The organism is Streptomyces sp. NPDC058576 (assembly GCF_042718715.1).
Lineage (GTDB): Bacteria > Actinomycetota > Actinomycetes > Streptomycetales > Streptomycetaceae > Streptomyces.
The window spans coordinates 25,098-44,527 of the sequence record NZ_JBHXPF010000025.1; the positions used below are offsets into that span (position 1 = coordinate 25,098).

Consider the following 19,430-nt stretch of genomic DNA (forward strand, 5'->3'; position numbering starts at 1 on the left):
CCACTACTTCAGGCGTCGCGCACCGCACCAGAAGGCTTGTCCTTGGCCTTCGCACGGGCGGTGCGAACGAGGTCGTCCAGGCCGCCGGCCACTTCCTGTTGCCGCTCAAGGTCGGAGTCCTGGTAGATCAACGCAGCCTCTCAGAGAATCGCCCGGCTCGGGATCGCATCGTGGACTCACCACGCCCTGGAGGGGCCGGCACCCCGGACAAAATGAGCGAGACGTGCACGCAGTCAGTCTGCCGCCGGTCCGGGTCCATAGTCCGCCTTGAATCCGCCCACACCGTCCGCGAGGTGGGCCAGCCAGCCGCTCGGGGAGTATGGCCGGGGTGGGTCGACCTCCATGCCCAGCTCCGCCACCGCGAGGGCGTAGTCGGATTCTTCGAGGGCGAGGGCGAGCAGTTCGTGCAGCTCGCCCATGAGGCGCACAACCAGCTGCGGATCCGTCGTGGCGGTGTAGTCGCGTACGGCCGCGTCATGGTCCGGGAACTCGTCCGGCATGTCCTGCGAGAACCAGCCCCCGAGAAGCTGGCCGAGCTCGGGGAAGCGGGCGTGCCACTCCCAATGGGTACGAGGGGTGGACGGGGGTGGGACTTCACCTTGCTCAATGGACCGCTTCAGGTGGTCCGCGACCACGAACAGCCAGTCCTGAATGGCCGGTTCGGCAAGGCCGATATCCGGCACGGGGTAGAACTCACCGAGGCTCAGGCGCAGCCGGCCCGGCGGGTTACGCGCGTATTCCCGGATCTGGTGTTCGGCGGAAGCCAGGGCCCAGGGGCGGGTGTGCCAGGTGTGGCGGAGGTAGGCCTGGAGTGCCTCGCTCGGCTTGTCCGGCTCGTCGTCGGCCGGCATGCCTGAGTACGCGCTGATGACCTGGTCCAACTCGCCATAGCGGCGGTCGAACTCAAGCGGCTTCATGGACACGGCGCTCGTCCTCTACAGGTAGATCGGGACAGTGGTGAGCACGACGAAGCCGTGCGGACTGTTCGGATCACGCTTGAGCACGACACGCGCGGCGCGGACATCGACGGGATCGCGGCCGGCGAGCATCATCGCCTGGAGCAGTACGCGGCCGACGGGTGCCTCGCGGGAAGGCCAGGCGGCCTCGATGGCCAGGCGGGCGCGGGTGCTCTGGGCCAGCCAGCGATGGATCCTCTGGTCGTTGGCAGTCACCACCTGCTGGGTGGCCCAGTGGGCGGTTTCTCGGTCCGGGTAGGTAGCCGAACGGGTCCGTACGGTCATGTTGTCCACTTCAGCTTGCGTCGAACGACCAGATGAGGCCGACTTCATCGTCGGACACCGCAAGGAGCCCGAAGTCCCAGACATACTGGCTCAAAGGCCAGCTAGTAGACACGTAGTCATAGAAGTCCGGATTCTCACCGCCATGGCGGGTATTGGTGAAGAACGTCGACCCTTCGGGAAAGCGTGAAAGGATCGCCGCCGCATGGCGTTCCATCCCGGCTCTGCGCTCGGCAAAACCCTGTTGCAGCGGCACGTTCATCGCATTGGTCGCCAGCATGACGAGAAGACGCACCACCGAACTGCGCGGAACCTCGAACAGTCCGCTTCGCCACTCCGTAGCACCCTCCTCGTCGACCGGCGGAACGCGGAACGGAAAGGCGGGGTCCTCCAGCAACTCCGGCTCACCCACCTCCGGGTCCTTGCCCCGCCACCCCCGAGGGTCCGCCACCTCCCTGCGCATGATCGCGCCTACATCGGGCAGCCAGTCCTCCCCGGTCCGGGGGCCAACAGCGATGAATGAGTACCGCCTATACATCTCGACCGCCGCCGACCACGAATCGGCGTCCGGGCCTGTGGACGGCACGCGCGTCTGTTCGCGTTCAGGTTCGCTGCACATTCGGGGCCTCTCACTGGGGCATCGAGCTGAAGACGATGTAGGGCGGGTTCAAGTCCGGTTTATACAGAAGACGTATCGCGACTCCCTCAGTATCGCTCACCTCCGAAGGCCGACCGTCACCACCCACGATCGTTCCCCTGCCGGTGACCGCATTTCCGAGGAGAGGACCCTGAAGGGGGATGGACGGCGTCCGGATCTCTTTTGTCGGTTTCGGCGGCTCTTCGTTGAGCCAATCATCGATCTCAGCAGTATTGTCGCGGAGGCAGTACTGCGTGTATCGCTGAGCGGACTCGATGTCGGCATAGGTGGATGCGCCGGGAATCTTGTAATCGCCAGTGTCCGGCTTACGCTCGTCTCGAAGCCGCTGAAACAACTGCTCATCGGTCTTCCCCACGTGCTTGTCGAGAGCGTGTGCCCCGCCCACGCCTTCCTTCGCCGCAAGGTCCACCGAGTATTTGTGAGGGAACTGACTTTCCGGCAACTGCCAGCTGTGCTCCTTCTTGAACTCGTTCAACGAGCGCGCACCGAACCCCTGCGCCCGAGCCCGTTCCGCCTGGAACGTGGGCACGCTCTTGAGCGCCTCGTCGAGCTCGAACTCAAGCATGGCCAGCTTGCCCGCAGCGTCGCTGAACGCCTCGTGATAGGACCCGACCGCCGCGTCCATGGAAGCCTTGTCCATATGGGAACGAAAAGTCAGAACGACTTCTGCGAACACGAGCCCGGCCGCGAGCCTGGTTAGCTTGGAGAGATCAAGATCCGAGGTGAGGCTATCGACTGTCTTGTCCGCGGCCTCCTTGGCCAGACGCGTAGTGGTTTCCGTAGTCTTCTGACCCATGTCGGCCAGGTCGTCGAACAGCTTCTGAATGACATCCGCGCTCTTTTCGAGGACCTCGATGATGGGCCGCCTGGTGGCGGGGTCCACCTTCCCGTTGGTCTTCCAGTTTCGGGTGCCCTTCTTGGTGGTAACCTCGGCGCGCTGGTCGCGGGCCTTTCCCCAGCCCGTGGTTCCCCAGATCGTCTGGCAGAAGGCTCTCATCGCGGCCTGCCATTCACCGTTTCCCGTGGGGTCGGTGACGTAGGAAATCGCGTCCGTGAAGTCGTCAGCCGCCTTCTTCGCGTTCTTGGAGGTTTCCCTCCAGGCCCTGGCGATGTCGCGGAACTCGTCTTCCTTGACCCCTGGCGTCTTCTCATGGATACGGCCGAGTCTCAGCCCCTCGTCAACCACGGGCTTCATAATGAACATGAGGCCGCCCCGGAACACGCACCCTGTCAGGCTCCCGATCTCACTGCCAGCCTCGTGCCCCATCCGTGCCCAGCAGAGCGGACAACAGCGGTCAGGTGCGGTTCCCAGAGCCCGTAGCCATCCACCCCACCCAACGGAAAGGCGCAGCTCAGAGCCTCTTTAACAGCCCAAGAACCGTTGATTCCCAAGCTCGGAGCGCGAGTTCGATACTCGTCACCCGCTCTCCAATGCAGGCCCTGGTCGATGACCGGGGCCTTTCGCTTGCCCTCCAGCGGCGTCGGTCCAAATCCTTGCCCCGCAGTGGACTGCCGGAGAGCAGCGGCTCTGTCATCACCCGACGCATGCGGTCGCAACCATCAAAGCAGGGCCTGTAACTCAAGCCGATCCTCGCATACTCCAGTATGATTGGACTCATGTCCTCGACGACTCGCATCACCGTCACGCTCCCCAGCGACCAGGTGGCGGAGCTCCGCAAGCTCACGGACAACGTCTCCGGCTACGTGGCGGAAGCCGTAGCCCGCCAGATCCGGCACCAGCTCCTGGGCGACGACCTCCGCCGTCACGAGGAGGAGCACGGCCCCTTCCGCGACGAGGAGCTCGCCGAGGCTCGCGCGAAGATCTTCGGCTCCGCCGGCACCTCAACGGGCGCGGATGCCGCGTGAGCGAACGCGTCGAAACCGTCGTCCTGGACTCGGAAGGGCTCTCCGCCTGGATCGCGCAGGACCGCAAGCTTCTCGCGATGCTTCAGGTCTTCCATGACATGGGAGCCGACCTGGTCATCGGGGCCAACACCATCGTGGAAGTCAGCCACTCCCGCACCAACATGCCCCGCCTGAACTGGGCCCTATCCCGCGTCAAGGTGGAGCCCGTCACCGAGCAGGCGGCGAAAGCAGCAGCGGAACTTCTCAAAGGTGCCGGACTGCACGGGCACAAGTACGCCATCGACGCCACAGTCGCCGAGGTCGCCCTGCGTCAGCCGAAACCCGTCGCCCTCCTGACCTCCGACAGCGACGACATGACCAAACTCTGCGGAAACCAGGTCCGCATCATTCCTCTCTGACGCGCCGGCCCACCCCGAACACCCCCAGGCAGGGTCCGCTGTATCGCCCTCGCGTGCCCCATCCGTGCCCAGCAGAGCGGACAACAGCGGTCAGGTACAGCATCCAGAGACCATGGCAACCCCAGCTTCCTCGCAGGAAAGTGCAGCTCAGAGGCCTTCCGGAGACTCAAGCACCGCTGATTCCCAAGCTCAGAGCGCGAGTTCGATTCTTGTCACCCGCTCCACGACCACGGCCCAGGTCATCGACCCGGGCCTCGTTCGTTGTCTGGAAGATTCAGGCGTCGCGCACCAGATCCGGGCCAGGCGGTGCGCCCCCTAAGACTCGGACAGCCACCGGCGGCGGCCCTCCGGCAGCCCACCTCGGCCGGGGGCGGCCCTGCAGCCACCCGCGGAGGGTGCGGCCCTCTGCCACCGCCTCTCCGCCCACGCCGCCTCGTCTCGGCGCGAGAACCGAACGTCCGACGTCCACGGTCCCACCTCGCGGCTGTCCGTTCGTCAGCGCACGCCGACTTGCACGATCTTGGTGACGCTGCCCGAGAATGAGATCCTGTTCGCACCTGCATTCAGTGAACGCAGCTTTGCACGGGGGGACTTCGAACGATGGCTGTAACCGTGCCCGATTGGGCCGACACCATGCTTGACGTCATCGGTATCAACTGGCCGAACGTCGATGAAGACACGTACCGGGACATGGCCGACGCCCTCCGGGAGTTCGCCGAGGACGTGGAGGACGACGGTCACCTTGCCAACCAGCACGTGCAACGTTTGCTGTCCTCCGGTAGCGGCGAAGCCCTCGACGCGCTCAGCAGGCACTGGGGCAAGGTCAAGAACAAGCACGTGAAGGACCTGGCCAGTGGCGCGCGCACGATCGCCGGTGCCTTGGACAACGCGGCTACAGCGATCGAAGCCATGAAGTACGCGGCACTCGTTCACCTGGGCGTGCTGGCGGGCAAGGCAGGCATCTCCATGGCGCTGATACCGGTGACCGGCGGGCTCTCCATGCTCATCGGCGGAGCTGCCATCGCGGTCGCCCAGCAGGCCATCCGCCGGATCATCAAGGAGTGCATGGAGGAGGTCGTCGGATACATCGTCTCCGCCCTGACCGAGCCGGCCGTCGCCGCACTGGAAAACATGGCCGCGGATCTCGTGGTGCAGGTCGGCGCCAACATGCTCGGCCTCCAGGACGGCGTCGACATGAACCAGGTCGGCCAGTCGGGCAAAGAGGGCTTCAACGAAGGAGTGGCGGGGGCCAAGGATTCCCTCCAGCTCGCCTCGGCAGATGGCCCCGGGCCCGCCCCCGGCAAAGGCGTACACATCGAGCACGCGGAGCACACGCGCGCCAGCACCAGGCTGAACCTGGTCAGTGTCGAGGTTCACGGCAAGACCGCCGGCAAGCTGTCCAAGGCCAGGACTCAGCATGGCCGCACGCGGGGGAAGGACGACATCGCAGGCGCTCTGGACCCCGTGATTGACAAGGCGATGAAAGCTCTCGGCAAGGCCAACAAGGCGATGGGCAATCATCTCGGCGAGGCACTGCCGAAGGCGGTCAAGGAGATATCGGAGACCCAGAAGAAGATTGATCTGGATATCAAGGAACGGCTGGCCAGGGAAGGCAAGGTACGCGAGGGCGACGGGGAATCCGGCCGGCGCTCCGGAGCGCCCCGGGACTCCGCTCACACCAAGGCCGACGCTCTGAAGAACGCCAAGGACGAGCCGCGACGTAACGCCATCTCGCTGGAGAAGAAGACCTGCGAGAACGACCCGGTGGATGTCGCCACCGGGGAGATGACCCTGCCGCAGACCGACCTGGTCCTGCCCGGAGTCCTTCCTCTCGTCCTGCGCCGGACGCATCTCTCCGGCCATCGCTACGGTCAGTGGTTCGGCCGCAGCTGGGCCTCCACCCTGGACGAGCGGATCGAACTCGACCCGGTCGGTGCGGGCGCGGTGTGGTCACGCGAGGACGGTTCCCTCCTCGTCTATCCGCGGCTGCCACTGCCCGGGGACGACGGCGTGCTTCCCGTGGAGGGCCCCCGGCTGCCCATCCGACACGGGGGCCAGGACAACGGAGAGACCACCTATCTCGTAACCGACCCTCGTTCGGGCCTGACGCGCTCATTCCGCGGCGGCCCGTACAACGCATCCTCCGCCTACTGGCTCAGGAAGATCGAGGATCGCAACCTCAACCGGATCGACTTCGCCCGACTCGGCGACGGCAGTCCGACCGCCGTCATCCATTCCGGCGGCTACCGGGTCACCCTGGCTGTCGAGGACTCGCGAGTGCGTGAGATGTCCTTGCGTACGCCGGACGGTCCCGTCACCGTCATGCGCTACGGGTACGACCCTCTCGGCAACCTCGACAGCGTCATCAACTCGTCCGGGCTGCCTCTGCGTTTCACGTACGACCCGGACGCCCGGATCACGTCCTGGACCGACCGCAACGACTCCACGTTCCGCTACGTGTACGACGACGTCGGCCGGGTGGTCCGAACCATCGGCCCGGACGGCTACCTGTCCTCCACGTTCGCGTACGACACCCATCCGGAAACGGGCGACCGCGTCACCCGGTACACGGACTCCCTCGGCGCGACCAAGGTCCACCACTTCAACGACCGGCTCCAGGCCGTCGCGGAGATCGATGCGCTGGGCGGCGTCACCCACCGCAGCTTCGACCGGTACGACCGGCTACTGTCCCGGACCGACCCCCTCGGGCGTACCACCACGTACACCTACGACGATCGTGGAAACCCGGTCCGGGTCGAGCACCCCGACGGCGCTGTCTCCCGCATCGAGTACAACGAGCTGAACCAGCTCGCCGCCGTCTCCAGGGCCGACGGCGGGACTTCGCGGCAGGAGTACGACGGCCGGGGCAACCCGACGCTCTTCACCCGGCCGGACGGGTCCACCACCCGACTCACCCACGGCCCGCAGGGCCAGCTCATCGGAGTCGCCGACTCCCTGGGCGCGCTGGACCGGCTGCGCTGTGACGCGGCCGGTCTGCCGCTGGCGGTCCGCGGGCCGCTCGGTACGGTCACCCGCTACGCCCGGGACGCGTTCGGACGCCCGGTGCGCATCACCGACCCCCAAGGCCGCACCACCGAGCTGGAGTGGACGGTCGAGGGCAAACTCGCCCACCGGACGGACCCCGACGGCTCGCAGCAGGCGTGGACGTACGACGGCGAGGGCAACTGCCTTGCGCACACCGACGCGGCGGGCGGCGAGACCCGCTTCGAATACACCCACTTCGACCTGGTCTCCGCCCGCACCACACCGGGCGGCGCACGCCAGGAGTTCACCCACGACACCGAGTTGCGCCTCACCCGGGTCACCAACCCCCAGGGGCTGACCTGGGATTACACCTACGACGCGGCAGGCCGCACCAGCGCGGAGACCGACTACGACGGCCGCACCCTCCGCTACTCCCACGACTACTGCGGCCAACTCCTCTCCCGTACGAACGGACTCGGCCAGACGGTCCGCTATGAACGCGACCTCGCAGGCCGGGTCACCGTCAAGGACGCCGACGGAAGCGCCACGCGCTTCGCCTACGACATCCACGGCCGCCTCGCCTCGGCGACGGGCCCCGACAGCGAGCTGTCGTACGTACGGAACAGCTCAGGCAGGGTCCTCCGGGAGGTAAGCGACGGCCGCGAACTGGTCAACACCTACGATGAGACCGGGCGGCGCACCCGTCGCGTCACCCCGTCCGGTGCCGTCAGCTCCTGGTCCTTCCCGGCCGGCCGCACCGCCGAGCTCGATGCCTCGGGCCACCTCCTGAGTTTCCGTTTCGACGAGACGGGTCGCGAGACCGGCCGCCGGATCGGTGACGCGCTGACCGTCGACCTCGCGTACGACCCGGCGGGGCGCCTGATCGACCAGCTCGTCCGGACGACCGGTGACCAGGTCCTCCAGCGCCGCACGTACGCGTACCGCCCCGACGGCCATCTCGCTTCGGCCGAGGAGCTGACCGGAGGCCGCAAGACGCTGGAGGCCTCCCGTGACGGCCGGGTCACCGGCGTCACGGCGGAGAACTGGACGGAGCGATACGCGTACGACGAGGCCGGGAACCAGACCAGTGCCTCCTGGCCCGGTGCGGGCGACGCCTCCGGGCCGCGCGAGTACGCCGGAACGCGCATCACCCGCGCGGGCCGTGTCCGGTACGAGCACGACGCCCAAGGCCGGGTGATCCTGCGCCAGAGGACCCGCCTCTCCCGCAAGCCCGAAACCTGGCGCTACGGCTGGGACGCGGAGGACCGCCTCGTCTCGGTCACCACGCCGGACGGTACGCGCTGGCGCTACCTCTACGACGCACTGGGACGGCGCTCGGCCAAGCAGCGCCTGGCCGAGGACAGGGCGACGGTGGTCGAGGAGGTGACCTTCACCTGGGACGGCGACACCCTCTGCGAACAGACCACGTCCACGGCGGGCTCCCCGGATTCCATCGCCCTCACCTGGGACCACGACGGCGTGAAGCCGGTGACCCAGGTGGAACGCCGGCTCGTGGGCCAGGCGGAAGTCGACAGCCGCTTCTTCGCGATCATCACCGACCTCATCGGCACGCCTCGTGAACTGGTCGACGAACAGGGCGAGGTGGCGTGGCGCACCCGTTCCGCCCTGTGGGGAGCCACGTCGTGGAACCGCGACGCCGACACGTACACGCCTCTGCGCTTCCCCGGCCAGTACTTCGACCCGGAATCGGGCCTCCACTACAACCGCCACCGCCACTACGACCCCGAGTCGGGCCGCTACCTCTCCCCCGACCCGCTCGGCCTGACACCGGCCCCGAACGCGGTCACCTATGTCGACGACCCGACGCGGTGGATCGACCCGCTGGGTCTTGCGGGGTGCCCGCACCGGAGCGGGGAACACAAGCACAGCGTGGTGCTGGGCATCAACAAGAAGCCCGATTTTGCCTCGAATTCCCTCGCCAGGCATCTCCGCGCCAACGGCGATCCGGGAGCCCACACCTACAACGGTGACGACTATGCCGGAGTCGAGGAAAGCGGGCCGGTCTGGATGACCAACGTGATGGGGGCCATCGGGGATCGCGGTACCACTCTGTCGATCACGCTCGACGGAATGCCCAACAGCAGTGGCAGGGTCGGGAACTGGAGCTCACCCGAGGATATTGTGGACGCTTTCCAGAGCGCGGCACGGAATGGAGCTCCGTTCAACACCCTGCACGAGGACAACTACCCTGGCCAAGGCCACGGCACAGCATGGGAAATGAGCGAAGTCGCCTACGCAGTACGCAATTACGATGGGGCAGCCGCGTGGGGAGACCCAGATGACGAACGTCCTGGGCGACCGTGGGAGGAGATAAAGTGGTACACCCGAAACGAGGAGGGGGGATACGAAGAAATCACCGTACCCAAGCCGAACATTCCCGAGATACAACCAGACCTGTCGAACCTGCCGGCACACTTGAGGTAACGAAAATCATGGCGAGCAACGAAAATTCCCGAAGTGCAGCTGAGATCGTGGCAGCAGAGTGGTCCGATATCCTGTCCTACGGCACGGACCTCATCAATCCGGCCGTTCCCCGAGCTGCTTACCAGCACCCTTCGCTGCGCGAGCTCTGGCCCATGGTCAGCCACGGCGTCCTGTACCTGAGCCGGTGCACCCAGTACCCGTGGTCACGTGATGTGGGAACGGCGTTCCCTCAAAGCGCGGGCGGCTATCGAGTACGCCGTGAGTCCGATAAGACCCTCATCGGTGTGGCCGACACTGTCGAAGAGGCCTACGAGTTGATCGCCAACAATCTCCCTGACAACTGCGGGCCCGCCGTAGTCGGCACTGCGGACGACCTGTGATCGCAGCGCCTTCCCACAGGGGGGGCCGCGCCGGCATAGCGGCTCACGGGGCGGATGGTGCACGAAGACGAAGACCCGTCGGCGGTGCTGCTGAGGCGCATACGGACCTACTCCGTACGGACCACCGTGCGGACGGCCCACTGCGCGGTCATCGGACCCGTCACTCTTCGATCGAACGCTTCAGGTGATCCGCGATCACGAACAGCCAGTCCTTACGGAAAGGAGGGGTACTGCTCCAGTCCCTCGTCCCCTTGCTCGGGACCCCTGCCACGCCAGCCACGGGGATAGGCGAGATCCTGGACCGGACCCGGATCGCCGGCGAGGCCGCCGCCATCACCCGCAAGGGAAAGACGGTCGCCTACCTGGTGCCGGCCGAGTGGTTCGAGCAGATGGCCCGCGGGCGCCAGCCATACGAGGACCGACACGAGGCGGCCTGACCCACGTAGCACGAACCATGCCCGCCCACGCACTCCACTTCGATGGGTACGAGGGGGAACCCTGCGGTTGCCGCACATGCCCGAACACACGCCTCAAGCACTTCGGTTGGCGATTCAGGAACACGCTCCGCACCTCCTGCCGGACTTTGAGGCGCACTGGAAGCGCGTCATCGGCGACGCCTTCAACATCACGCACAGGTGGCTCCCGTTCCGTTTTCCGTCACCCGCTCCAGCACAGAACCTCAGACTGATGCCCCACGGTCGACGTGCCCCATCAGTGCCCAGCAGAGCGGACAACAGCGGTCAGATGCGGCTCTCAGAGACAGGGGCCCATCCACCTGCCCGCTGCAAAACCCCAGTTCAGGACCCCTCTGGCAGCCCAAGAACCACTGATTCCCAAGCTCAGAGCGCGAGTTCGACCCTCGTCACCCGCTCCACGAAAGCCGAGCAGGCCGCCGTGTCGCAGCAGTGACGTCACCAAGGGCTTGAGGTGCGGCCGGGGTGTCAGGCGGCGACGAGGTCCTGCTCACGGTCCGGCGTTCCGACCTTGGGCTGCTTGTTCGGCAGTGCGAGCCGGAAGACCTTGTGCCACGCGGAGAACACCTGCTTGGGCAGCGGGCCGGTGACGTACTCCAGCTCGTACTTCTCGAACAGCGCGCGCACCTTCACCGCGACCTCGGCGTACCGGTTGCTCGGCAGGTCCGGGAACAGGTGGTGCTCGATCTGGTGCGACAGGTTGCCGGTCATGAAGTGCATGGCCTTGCTGCCGCTGATGTTCGCCGAGCCCATCATCTGGCGCAGGTACCACTGACCGCGCGTCTCGCCCGTGATCGACCGGCGTTCGAAGACCTGTACGCCCTCGGGGAAGTGCCCGCACATGATCACAGAGTGGGTCCAGATGTTGCGGACCAGGTTCGCGGTGAACGTGGCGGCGAGTGTGGTGAGGAATGAGGGGCCCGAGAGCAGCGGGTGGATCACGTAGTCCTTGAGCACCTGCTTGCGGATCTTGCGGCCCACGGCCTTGGCCCGCGCGCGGAACTCCGGGTTCTTGCGGCGGCGCTTGTGGAGGTTCTTGCCGAGCTCCAGGTCGTACGCGGCGATGCCGTACTCGAAGAAGCAGGCGTTGAGGAAGTTCCACAGCGGCTGGCCGAGGTGGAAGGGGTGCCACTTCTGGTCCTCGTCGACGCGCATGATGCCGTAGCCGAGGTCGTTGTCCTTGCCGATCACGTTGGTGTACGTGTGGTGCAGCTCGTTGTGCGAGTGCTTCCACTGATCGGACGGCGAGACGTGATCCCACTCCCAGGTGGTGGAGTGGATCTTCGGGTCGCGCATCCAGTCCCACTGGCCGTGCAGGACGTTGTGGCCGATCTCCATGTTGTCCATGATCTTCGCCACGGACAGCCCGGCGGTGCCGATCAGCCACGCGGGCGGGAAGATCGAGAACAGCAGCACACCCCTGCTGACCAGCTCCAGCTTGCGCTGCGCCGAGATGACCCGCCGGATGTAGGCGGCGTCCTTCTCGCCGCGGTCGGCGATCACCTCGTCGCGGATGGCGTCCAGCTCGCGGCCGAGTTCCTCGATCTGCTCCGCGGTCAGGTGGGCGGTGGGGTCGATGGCGGTCAAGGTGCTCCTACCGTTCGATGTCGCAGGGGCCCGCCGCGGCGGACACACAGGTCTGGATGAGGACGCCCGGCTCGGCCTCGGTGATCTCGCCGGTGCGCAGGTCTCGGACGGCGCCCGCCTTGAGCGGAGTGACGCAGCCGAAGCAGATGCCCATGCGGCACCCGGAGGGCATGAGCACACCGGCTTCCTCGCCGATGTCCAGCAGCGGCGTGGCGCCGTCCGCGTCGACGGTCTTGCCGGTGGTGCGGAACGTGACCTCGCCGCCGTCGCCGACGACGGCGATGCTGGGGCGGAAACGTTCGGTGTGCAGGAGCTCATGGACGCCGTGCTCGGTCCAGTGCTTCTCGGCGGCGTCGAGCAGGCCCGCGGGCCCGCACGCCCAGGTCTCGCGCTCGGCCCAGTCGGGTACGAGTTCGTCGAGGCGGGCGATGTCGAGCATGCCGTCCGTGTCGGTGTGCACCTCGGTGAGCCGCAGTTTCTTGTCCGCGACCAGGCTGTGCAGTTCGTTGCGGAAGATCACGTCTTGCGGCTGTGGCGCGCAGTGGACCATGACGACGTCGTCGAACACGGTGTCGCGCAGCATGCCCATCACGGGCGTGATGCCGCTGCCGGCCGTCAGGTAGAGCACCTTGGCGGGCTTGGCCTGCGGCAGGACGAAGTCACCGGTCGGCTGGTCGAGCTGGATCAGCGTGCCCGGCTTCGCCCTGCGGACCAGGTGGTTGCTGACCTTGCCGTCCGGGATCGCCTTCACGGTGATCGTGACGCGGCCGTCCCGGCGGTTTGTCGGCGAGGTGATGGAGTAGGCACGCCACAGGCGCACTCCGTCGACGTCGACCCCGATCCTCACGTACTGGCCGGCTGTGTGGCCGCGCCAGCCCCGCCCCGGCCTGATCACGACAGTCGCGGCGTCATCGGTCTCGGAGTGGACGGCCTCGATGCGCCCACACAGGTCAGCGCCCGCACGCAGCGGGCTGACCAGGTCGAGGTAGTCCGACGGCAGCAGCGGCGTCGTGACCATCTCCAGCAGTTTCCACGCCCCACTGCGGAGGGCTCCACTCGTCATGACTCCAGCTTGCTGCGCCTCCAGGCGTAAAGTCCTGACCACAGGACGTAAATCTGGTCGACTGAATTGTTCGCAGGGAACAAAAAATGAGCTATGCAATCCGCAGGGCCAGCGAACTGACCCTGGATGAGACGACGATCACCGCGCTTCGGGCCGCACTCAAGACCACCGCCGACGAAGTCGTCCAGGCGATCATCGACGAGGTTCCTCCCTACGCCCATGCCTTGTCGGGCCGCATGGGCGCCACCATCCGCAGAGCCGTCCGCACCGCCCTGGGGCACTACCTGGACCTTGCGAGCGGGAAGGCCACAGGCGGCGACGCCGGGGACGCCGCCTACGAGCTGGGCCGCGGCGAGGTGCGCGACGGCCGTTCCATGGACGCCCTGCTCAGCGCCTACCGCGTCGGCGCCCGGGTCGCCTGGCGATGTCTGGCAGCGGGCGCCGTACCCGCAGGTCTGCCCGCCGCCGAGGTCGCAAAGTTCGCCGAGCTGACCTTCGCCTACATCGACGAGCTCTCCGCCGCGAGCGCAGCGGGCCACGCCGACGAACTCGCCGCCCGGGGCAGAGCCCACGAGCGCCACCTGGAACACCTGGCCCGCGACCTCCTCGCCGGCGCGAGCCCGGACGTGCTGCTGGCCTCCGGCCAACGGGCCAGGTGGCAGCCTCCGGTTTCGCTGACCGCCGTCCTGCTGCCCGCCGCCCAGGCCCGGCCTGCCTACCGGACACTCGACCCGAGCACCCTCGTCCTCGACGATCTGCCGGATGCCACCGGTGTGCTCCTCGTCCCCGATGCCGACCGATCACGTCTCCTGCGGCAGCTGACCGACCGCGCCGCCGTGGTCGGCCCGGCCCGGCCATGGACCCACGCGTCCGCCTCGTACGCACGAGCCGTACGCGCGCGCTCCCTTTCCTCTGACATTCGCGACACCGAGGACCACCTGCCCGACCTGGTGCTCAGCGCCGACGTGGACGCGTTCGCAGACCTGCGCGCCCGAGCCCTCGCACCGTTGCAGACCCTGCCCGCCGCAACCGCACGACGGCTGGAGGAGACGTTGCGGGCCTGGCTGCTGCACCAGGGCAGGCGGGACGAGGTCGCGGCGGCGTTGTTCGTCCATCCCCAGACGGTTCGATACCGGATGTCGCAGCTGCGGGAGCTGTTTCCCGATCTCGCATCACCACACCGGGTCCTTGAACTGACGCTGGCGGTCGGTCTCGGGGTCCGCTGACGCGTCACCCGTCTACCGCCGCGTCCGCGAGCGTCCGGAAATCGTGCACGTTCCCGGTGCCAACCCGCCATGACCCTGGAAACGGCTTTCCGGTCGTCGAGACAAGGGCCCGGCCGCTCGTCCCAGGGACCACCGCCGTCCCACGACAGCCCGGACCTCCCTCTCCGCAGCCGAGCAGCCGGCCGGCCAGGGCCGACCTGGCACACCGTGCGAGGGATGATGGGATGGAGTACGAAACGTGAGGTCAGGAGCTCCCATGACAAAGCTGGTTCACCGACCTCGTGAGGACGCGGAATTCAATTTCATCCTCGGGAGAAGCAAGGTTCCGGTTCTCACCTACTTCACCGGGGCATGGCCCAAGGCGATCGAGCCCTGTCGGGCGATGGATGTCGTCGCGGGCGACATCGCCGCCGCCTACACGGGCCGCCTGACAGTCGTCCGCACCGACATCACGCGCTGCCCGGCGGCAACCGAGCGATACGGGATCACCGGAGCCCCGTCCTGCCTCCTGCTGAAGGAGGGAGTGGCAGTGGCGCACGGCACGGGGCCTATGACCATCGACGAGGTACGGACGTTCCTGGACGGTCACCTCTGAGCTGCCGCTGCGGCTCCCGGACCGCCGCTTCTCGTCGCGTTCGAGGGGGGCGCGGGCGGTTTCACGGCGCGACTCACACCACCGAGCTGGGCGGTACTCCGCCAGCGTCACTGATCTGATGGGCACGCCGACGGAGCTGATCGACGGGGCGGCCGAGCTCGCCTGGCGCACGCGGTGCTTTCCCTGGGGGGATGATCGGGGCCGGCCGCACGCAGATCACCAGCAAGGCGGAACCATGGACCGTACCGGATCGACGTGGAAAAGCCCGGACCTGGCGGGCGACCGGGGAGGTTCCACTTCCAGGACCAGAGCGACAAGGGCGCGACGTACCAGTACGACTTCGAGGAAGGAAAGTTCGAAGGGCTTCCACGCAGCGTTGAGAAAGCTGTCGGAAGCAGTCCGGGCTTCATCTCGGGGATCAGGAAGGGGCTCGCCGCACGCGGCGAGGGATAGGCATGCGAAGCAATCCTCAGATGCGGGAGATCCTGCGGACGACAGATGTCACCGACCTGAGCGATCGGGACATTCCCCCTATGTTCCGTGAGGTCGTGGACCGCGGATGGTCCGTCACCGCCGCCGGTGGGCGCGTGCTGACCGATCTCCGTCCGGAGACGCCCGGCGTCTACGTCGACCGGCTCGCCGAGGAGACCACCATCAATGGGAGGGGCATGACCGACCATGACCTCCCGGCCGCACCGGACGAACGCACGACCCTCCTCGTCCGTAGGTGCCTGGCTTACGTGTGCGCTTGCCTCAGGAAGGCAGAGGAGGAGTTCCGTGACACTCGGGTGAAGGCGTACGTCTCCCTCTCCTTCGCGGATACCGAGGAGGCCCTGCTCACCTCGAACGTCGTCTTCTGCACCCCACTTCCCGACGTCCGCCCCTACATCCCGGACCTGGAGGCTGTTACGGACGCGGCCGTCGCGGAGATCTCGCTGGAGGACTGCTCGGTTGGGCCGTAATGGCCCCGTGACCGCCTCCTGCGCTCGTTTCGCTTCTCGTCACCCGCTCTATGACCAAGGACCGGGTCATCGATCCGGGCCTTGCTCGTTGTGTGGACCGGTTCAGGCGTCGCGCGCGAGATCCGCAGCAGGAGGCTTCTCCTCGGCTTCGGCGTCGAGATCCGGCGGCTGCCGTACGACCAGTCCCCGGACACCGTGGCGTCCCCGCTCTGGTGGGAGTACGGGGAATTCGCCCCCAGAGTGTCCTTCAAGGAACTACAGCCGGCGTCCTGGCCATACCAGGGCGGCGGCCAGCGGCTGGACTCGAGCGGTCGGCCGATCTACTACCTCGAGGAGTGGTACGAGTTGCCCAACAGCGACGTGGTGCTCTTCCAGCACCACCATGTCGGGCATCAGAAACCTGGCGAGCCCGGCTACCAGCCGGCGCACGTCCACGCCCGGCCGTGGGACGCCACCCGGCATGGACAGATCCAAGGCGCGGAGGAGCATTACGGCTATGACCTGGACTGATCTCGTCCCCAACCGGGATGTCTTCGCACCGTACTTCGACGAGGTTCCCGAGCTGTCGGGAGTCAGACTGCGGTCGGTGCACCTCGATGCCTGGGGCTCGGTGGTCACGCTGCGCCTGGACCTGCCCCGGTTTCCGGACCGCTGGGACCGGGGAGAGGGTGACACCATGCAGTGCCACCTCGCGTTCTCGCACGTGGAGGACTTCGAGATGACGGGGTGGCGTCCGCCGGTGGCGGCCGACGTCGCGCTCACGCCACTGCCCCGGCACCGGCTGGCCGTACGCGTGACGGCGCCGAAGCTCGGCCTGGCGTACACCTCCAACGCCGATGTACTGGCAGGGCGTCTGAGCGTCTTCACGCTGGGTCCGGACGGCGAGGACGACGGACCGCACCACTTCACGAGCATCCTGGGACGCAAGCTCTTCCCCACCGTCCCCGGGACCCATGTGAACACCTTCTATGAGCACCTCTGAGATGGACCTTCCCCTCTGGCCCGAGCTGGCGGCGCTCTACGAGACGCCGCCGGAACTCTCCTCCTGCCCGCTGTACTACGTGCACGTGGACGAACGGGGCACCTCGGTCACCCTGGGCTTCGAGACCGCGCGGCTACCGGACCACCCCAGGGCGGAGTGGGAGGGGAAGCAGTACAACACGGTGCGGTTCTTCGTCGTGTTCACCGGCGTGGACGAGCTGCGCATCACGGGCATCGCTGCGGAGGCTCCGGACACGCGCGACCGCACGGTGGGTGTCGTGGTGACCGGCACCGGGCGGCAGCGGGTCTCGGTGACCAGCGAGAACCGCTCCATCACCTTTTCGGCCGCGACGTCCGCGTTGACCCGGAGCCGCGTATACCTCCAGGGCTCGCCCTGATCGGCATCGCGCCGGCGTCCCGATGCCGGGGCGCGTACACACGAGACCGTCGAGCCCCGCTTCCGTGTGAAGGCACACGCCCTGGAAGAGGCACCGGCCGGTTCGTAGGGTCATGCTGTCCACTTCAACTTGCGTCGAACGACCAGATGAGGCCGACTTCTTCATCGGACACCGCGAGGAGCCCGAAGTCCCAGCTGTACTGAGACATCGGCCAGCAGCCGGAAACCCGCTCGTAGAAGTCCGGATTCTCGCCGCCATGGCGGGTGTTGGTGAAGAACGCCGAACCTTCGGGAAAGCGTGAAAGGATCGCCGCCGCGTGGCGTTCCATCCCGTCTCTGCGCTCGGGGAAACCAATGTGCCGCGGCACGTTCATCTCCTTGGTCGCCAGCATGACGAGGAGACGCACCACCGAACTGCGGGGAATCTCGAAGAGCCTGCTGCGCCACTCCGCAGCACCCTCCTCATCGACCGGCGGAACGCGGAACGGGAAGGCGGGATCCTCCAGCAACTCCGGCTCCCCCACCTCCGGGTCGTCGCCTCGCCACCCCCGAGGGTCCGCCACCTCTCTGCGCATGATCGCGCCTACGTCGGGCAGCCAGTCCTCCCCGGTCCGCGGCCCCACAGCGACGAATGAGTACCGATGGCGGTACATCTTGACCGCGGTCGACCATCCATCGGCGTCCAGACAGGCCGACGGCCCGCACCTCGGGTCGCGGTCAGGTCCGGTGCGCATTCGGGGGCCTCTCACTTGGGCATGGAACTGAACACGGTGCGCGACTCTCCTGGTATCGCCGGCCTCTGAGGGCTTGTCGTCTTCGCCCACTGGTGTCACGGAGACCGTACGAGGAGCGCGCGCCGAACGGCCGGGCACCTGCCTGCGGCATCTCCCTCACAGTGAAGAGGCGTCGGAGGACACCGAGGCCGGACCGGATCTGTCGGCGGCTCAACCGGGGCCGCACGCCGCTCCCGCACAGTGGACCGACCCTTCGTCGACATCCTCGTCACCCGTTCCGGAACAAGCCGTGCAGAGGTCAGAGTCGGGGATCGTCGATGTCGACTCTGAGCTCGCACTCCGAGGTTGAGCTGAAGGTTGCCACGTTTCCGGACAACTGGATCCGATCGAATGGATTGGATTCCGTGAAGAAAATTGCCCAGACGAGCGCACGATCAACGTTCAACCGCGCGATGAACCCCTCCGAACCGTACGATCCCTCGCCTCCCCACAGCAGCCCCTTACTCCCCAGGTCTACTGCGACCAGCCCATCGACCGCAGAAACCCAAGACGGATCGCTCTCCAGAATTTGGTCCAGGTCGAACGGGGCGAGCACCCTCAAACCGCTCGGCACGTCGGAGTCGAGGGCAACATCACAGGAGTTCCCGTCCGAAAAATACAGGGCATCTCTGATGGGAAGCTCGAAATCCTCCCATAGGCGTTCGATCATTTTCATTCTTGCTTATACTTCCCGTTGCGTACGTACTGCGGCCTCTCTGCAGTCCTGCCGGGGGACCGGCTCGCCCGGTTCATTCCTGCCCCATGAGATCCCGTGCTCATGCCGTCTCTATGCTCGCGACCACTGATCACCAGCGAGTACGGGCGGGCGTCGGCGGGTGCTGAGAATCCTGGAAGCACGTGGCCGACCCCGGGCGCTCCCCGGCAGCCCGGTCGATGCCGGGGCGGCGGAAGGCCTGGCGTGCGGGGCCGACGGAACCGGGTAACGTCTTTGTCATGTTCCTCCAAGCGCCGATTTACGAGTGAGAGCGTGATGGGCCCCTGCCGGCGTCACTCGACGTCGCCGCGTCGCCGCGCCTGTCCCCCACCGTTGAATCCGTAGATCAGGTCACCTCATTCCGGGAGAACCCATGACTGTCAGCAAGAACATCAACAACCCCGTGGGCATGGGCGGCGGCCAGCGTAAGAGGCTGTCCCGCGCCGAACGGCAGAACAACGGGCCGCACCGCAATCTCGACCGCAAGGGTGCTGCCGACCAGAAGGCGGAGCTGGTGCGCAAGATGCGCGAGAAGGCAGGCTCAGGCGCGACCGAAGGCTCCGGGCAGACGGACGACGACACCGCGCAGAGCTGACCCCGGGCGCCGAGGGGTGGCAGCACCGCACGGGAGGCACAGGCCTCTCTCGCCGTCGGAGCGCCTCTCTCGCGGTCCGGAGCAGCCTTGCTC

21 protein-coding genes are annotated in these 19,430 nt (G+C 66.8%); 12 read left to right on the forward strand and 9 right to left on the reverse strand.

Translation table 11 applies throughout. The features are described 5' to 3' along the window. Nucleotides 1–8: 8 nt before the first annotated feature. The 5 genes from ACFWRV_RS19025 to ACFWRV_RS19045 all read right to left on the reverse strand — a co-directional run bounded on the left by ACFWRV_RS19025 (nt 9) and on the right by ACFWRV_RS19045 (nt 3,163). Nucleotides 9–131, reverse strand: coding sequence for a hypothetical protein (locus tag ACFWRV_RS19025; protein WP_384335958.1), 123 nt, complete (start codon nt 129–131; stop codon nt 9–11). A gap of 102 nt (nt 132–233) precedes the next feature. Next, nucleotides 234–923 carry a contact-dependent growth inhibition system immunity protein gene (locus tag ACFWRV_RS19030; RefSeq protein WP_384335960.1) on the reverse strand — a complete coding sequence of 230 codons (690 nt, stop codon included), beginning with the start codon at nt 921–923 and terminating at the stop codon, nt 234–236. A 12-nt stretch (nt 924–935) separates the two neighbouring features. After that, on the reverse strand, nt 936–1,241 hold the full coding sequence (locus ACFWRV_RS19035) for an RNase A-like domain-containing protein (RefSeq protein WP_384335962.1): 306 nt from the start codon (nt 1,239–1,241) through the stop codon (nt 936–938). Nucleotides 1,242–1,251: 10 nt separating this feature from the next. Next, on the reverse strand, nt 1,252–1,650 hold the full coding sequence (locus tag ACFWRV_RS19040) for a hypothetical protein (RefSeq protein WP_384335964.1): 399 nt from the start codon (nt 1,648–1,650) through the stop codon (nt 1,252–1,254). A gap of 217 nt (nt 1,651–1,867) precedes the next feature. Continuing rightward, nucleotides 1,868–3,163 (reverse strand): RNase A-like domain-containing protein, encoded by a 1,296-nt coding sequence (locus ACFWRV_RS19045; protein WP_384335966.1) that lies wholly within the window; start codon nt 3,161–3,163, stop codon nt 1,868–1,870. 350 nt (nt 3,164–3,513) lie between these two features. Between ACFWRV_RS19045 and ACFWRV_RS19050 the strand changes: the two genes are divergently transcribed. The 5 genes from ACFWRV_RS19050 to ACFWRV_RS19070 all read left to right on the forward strand — a co-directional run bounded on the left by ACFWRV_RS19050 (nt 3,514) and on the right by ACFWRV_RS19070 (nt 10,407). After that, entirely contained in the window at nt 3,514–3,762 is a 249-nt protein-coding gene (locus tag ACFWRV_RS19050) for a hypothetical protein (RefSeq protein ID WP_384335968.1), read from the forward strand. Continuing rightward, nucleotides 3,759–4,160, forward strand: coding sequence for a DNA-binding protein (locus ACFWRV_RS19055; protein ID WP_384335970.1), 402 nt, complete (start codon nt 3,759–3,761; stop codon nt 4,158–4,160). The genes ACFWRV_RS19050 and ACFWRV_RS19055 overlap by 4 nt, the downstream gene beginning before the upstream one ends. A 600-nt stretch (nt 4,161–4,760) precedes the next feature. Then, nucleotides 4,761–9,590, forward strand: a complete 4,830-nt coding sequence (locus tag ACFWRV_RS19060; protein WP_384335972.1) for a DUF6531 domain-containing protein — start codon at nt 4,761–4,763, stop codon at nt 9,588–9,590. Nucleotides 9,591–9,598: 8 nt separating this feature from the next. After that, a complete protein-coding gene (locus ACFWRV_RS19065; protein ID WP_384335974.1) occupies nt 9,599–9,970 on the forward strand; it encodes a DUF6193 family natural product biosynthesis protein in 372 nt (123 codons plus the stop codon). Nucleotides 9,971–10,221: 251 nt separating this feature from the next. Further along, nucleotides 10,222–10,407, forward strand: a complete 186-nt coding sequence (locus tag ACFWRV_RS19070; RefSeq protein WP_384335976.1) for a type II toxin-antitoxin system Phd/YefM family antitoxin — start codon at nt 10,222–10,224, stop codon at nt 10,405–10,407. 504 nt (nt 10,408–10,911) lie between these two features. On the opposite strand, the gene ACFWRV_RS19075 is transcribed toward ACFWRV_RS19070, so the two are convergent. Both ACFWRV_RS19075 and ACFWRV_RS19080 read right to left on the reverse strand, forming a co-directional pair. Then, nucleotides 10,912–12,030 (reverse strand): fatty acid desaturase family protein, encoded by a 1,119-nt coding sequence (locus tag ACFWRV_RS19075; RefSeq protein ID WP_384335978.1) that lies wholly within the window; start codon nt 12,028–12,030, stop codon nt 10,912–10,914. A gap of 7 nt (nt 12,031–12,037) precedes the next feature. Further along, nucleotides 12,038–13,093 (reverse strand): ferredoxin reductase, encoded by a 1,056-nt coding sequence (locus tag ACFWRV_RS19080; RefSeq protein ID WP_384335980.1) that lies wholly within the window; start codon nt 13,091–13,093, stop codon nt 12,038–12,040. Between the two features lie 86 nt (nt 13,094–13,179). Between ACFWRV_RS19080 and ACFWRV_RS19085 the strand changes: the two genes are divergently transcribed. From ACFWRV_RS19085 to ACFWRV_RS19110, 6 genes are all read left to right on the forward strand, one after another. Next, on the forward strand, nt 13,180–14,319 hold the full coding sequence (locus ACFWRV_RS19085; protein ID WP_384335982.1) for a PucR family transcriptional regulator: 1,140 nt from the start codon (nt 13,180–13,182) through the stop codon (nt 14,317–14,319). Nucleotides 14,320–14,575: 256 nt separating this feature from the next. Beyond that, on the forward strand, nt 14,576–14,914 hold the full coding sequence (locus ACFWRV_RS19090; protein ID WP_384335984.1) for a thioredoxin family protein: 339 nt from the start codon (nt 14,576–14,578) through the stop codon (nt 14,912–14,914). A gap of 473 nt (nt 14,915–15,387) precedes the next feature. Next, on the forward strand, nt 15,388–15,876 hold the full coding sequence (locus ACFWRV_RS19095; protein ID WP_384335986.1) for a hypothetical protein: 489 nt from the start codon (nt 15,388–15,390) through the stop codon (nt 15,874–15,876). A 90-nt stretch (nt 15,877–15,966) separates the two neighbouring features. Continuing rightward, entirely contained in the window at nt 15,967–16,386 is a 420-nt protein-coding gene (locus ACFWRV_RS19100; protein WP_384336097.1) for an HNH/endonuclease VII fold putative polymorphic toxin, read from the forward strand. Then, nucleotides 16,373–16,858: an Imm50 family immunity protein gene (locus ACFWRV_RS19105; protein WP_384335988.1), complete on the forward strand. Its 486-nt coding sequence runs from the start codon at nt 16,373–16,375 to the stop codon at nt 16,856–16,858. Before ACFWRV_RS19100 ends, ACFWRV_RS19105 begins: the two co-directional genes overlap by 14 nt. Continuing rightward, nucleotides 16,845–17,255: an Imm50 family immunity protein gene (locus ACFWRV_RS19110; RefSeq protein ID WP_384335990.1), complete on the forward strand. Its 411-nt coding sequence runs from the start codon at nt 16,845–16,847 to the stop codon at nt 17,253–17,255. Before ACFWRV_RS19105 ends, ACFWRV_RS19110 begins: the two co-directional genes overlap by 14 nt. A gap of 124 nt (nt 17,256–17,379) precedes the next feature. Here the strand turns inward: ACFWRV_RS19110 and ACFWRV_RS19115 are convergent, their stop codons facing one another. Further along, on the reverse strand, nt 17,380–17,763 hold the full coding sequence (locus tag ACFWRV_RS19115) for a hypothetical protein (protein ID WP_384335992.1): 384 nt from the start codon (nt 17,761–17,763) through the stop codon (nt 17,380–17,382). A 523-nt stretch (nt 17,764–18,286) separates the two neighbouring features. Beyond that, on the reverse strand, nt 18,287–18,697 hold the full coding sequence (locus ACFWRV_RS19120; RefSeq protein ID WP_384335994.1) for a hypothetical protein: 411 nt from the start codon (nt 18,695–18,697) through the stop codon (nt 18,287–18,289). A 418-nt stretch (nt 18,698–19,115) separates the two neighbouring features. Between ACFWRV_RS19120 and ACFWRV_RS19125 the strand changes: the two genes are divergently transcribed. Next, nucleotides 19,116–19,337 carry a DUF6243 family protein gene (locus ACFWRV_RS19125; RefSeq protein WP_384335996.1) on the forward strand — a complete coding sequence of 74 codons (222 nt, stop codon included), beginning with the start codon at nt 19,116–19,118 and terminating at the stop codon, nt 19,335–19,337. Nucleotides 19,338–19,430 lie beyond the last annotated feature (93 nt).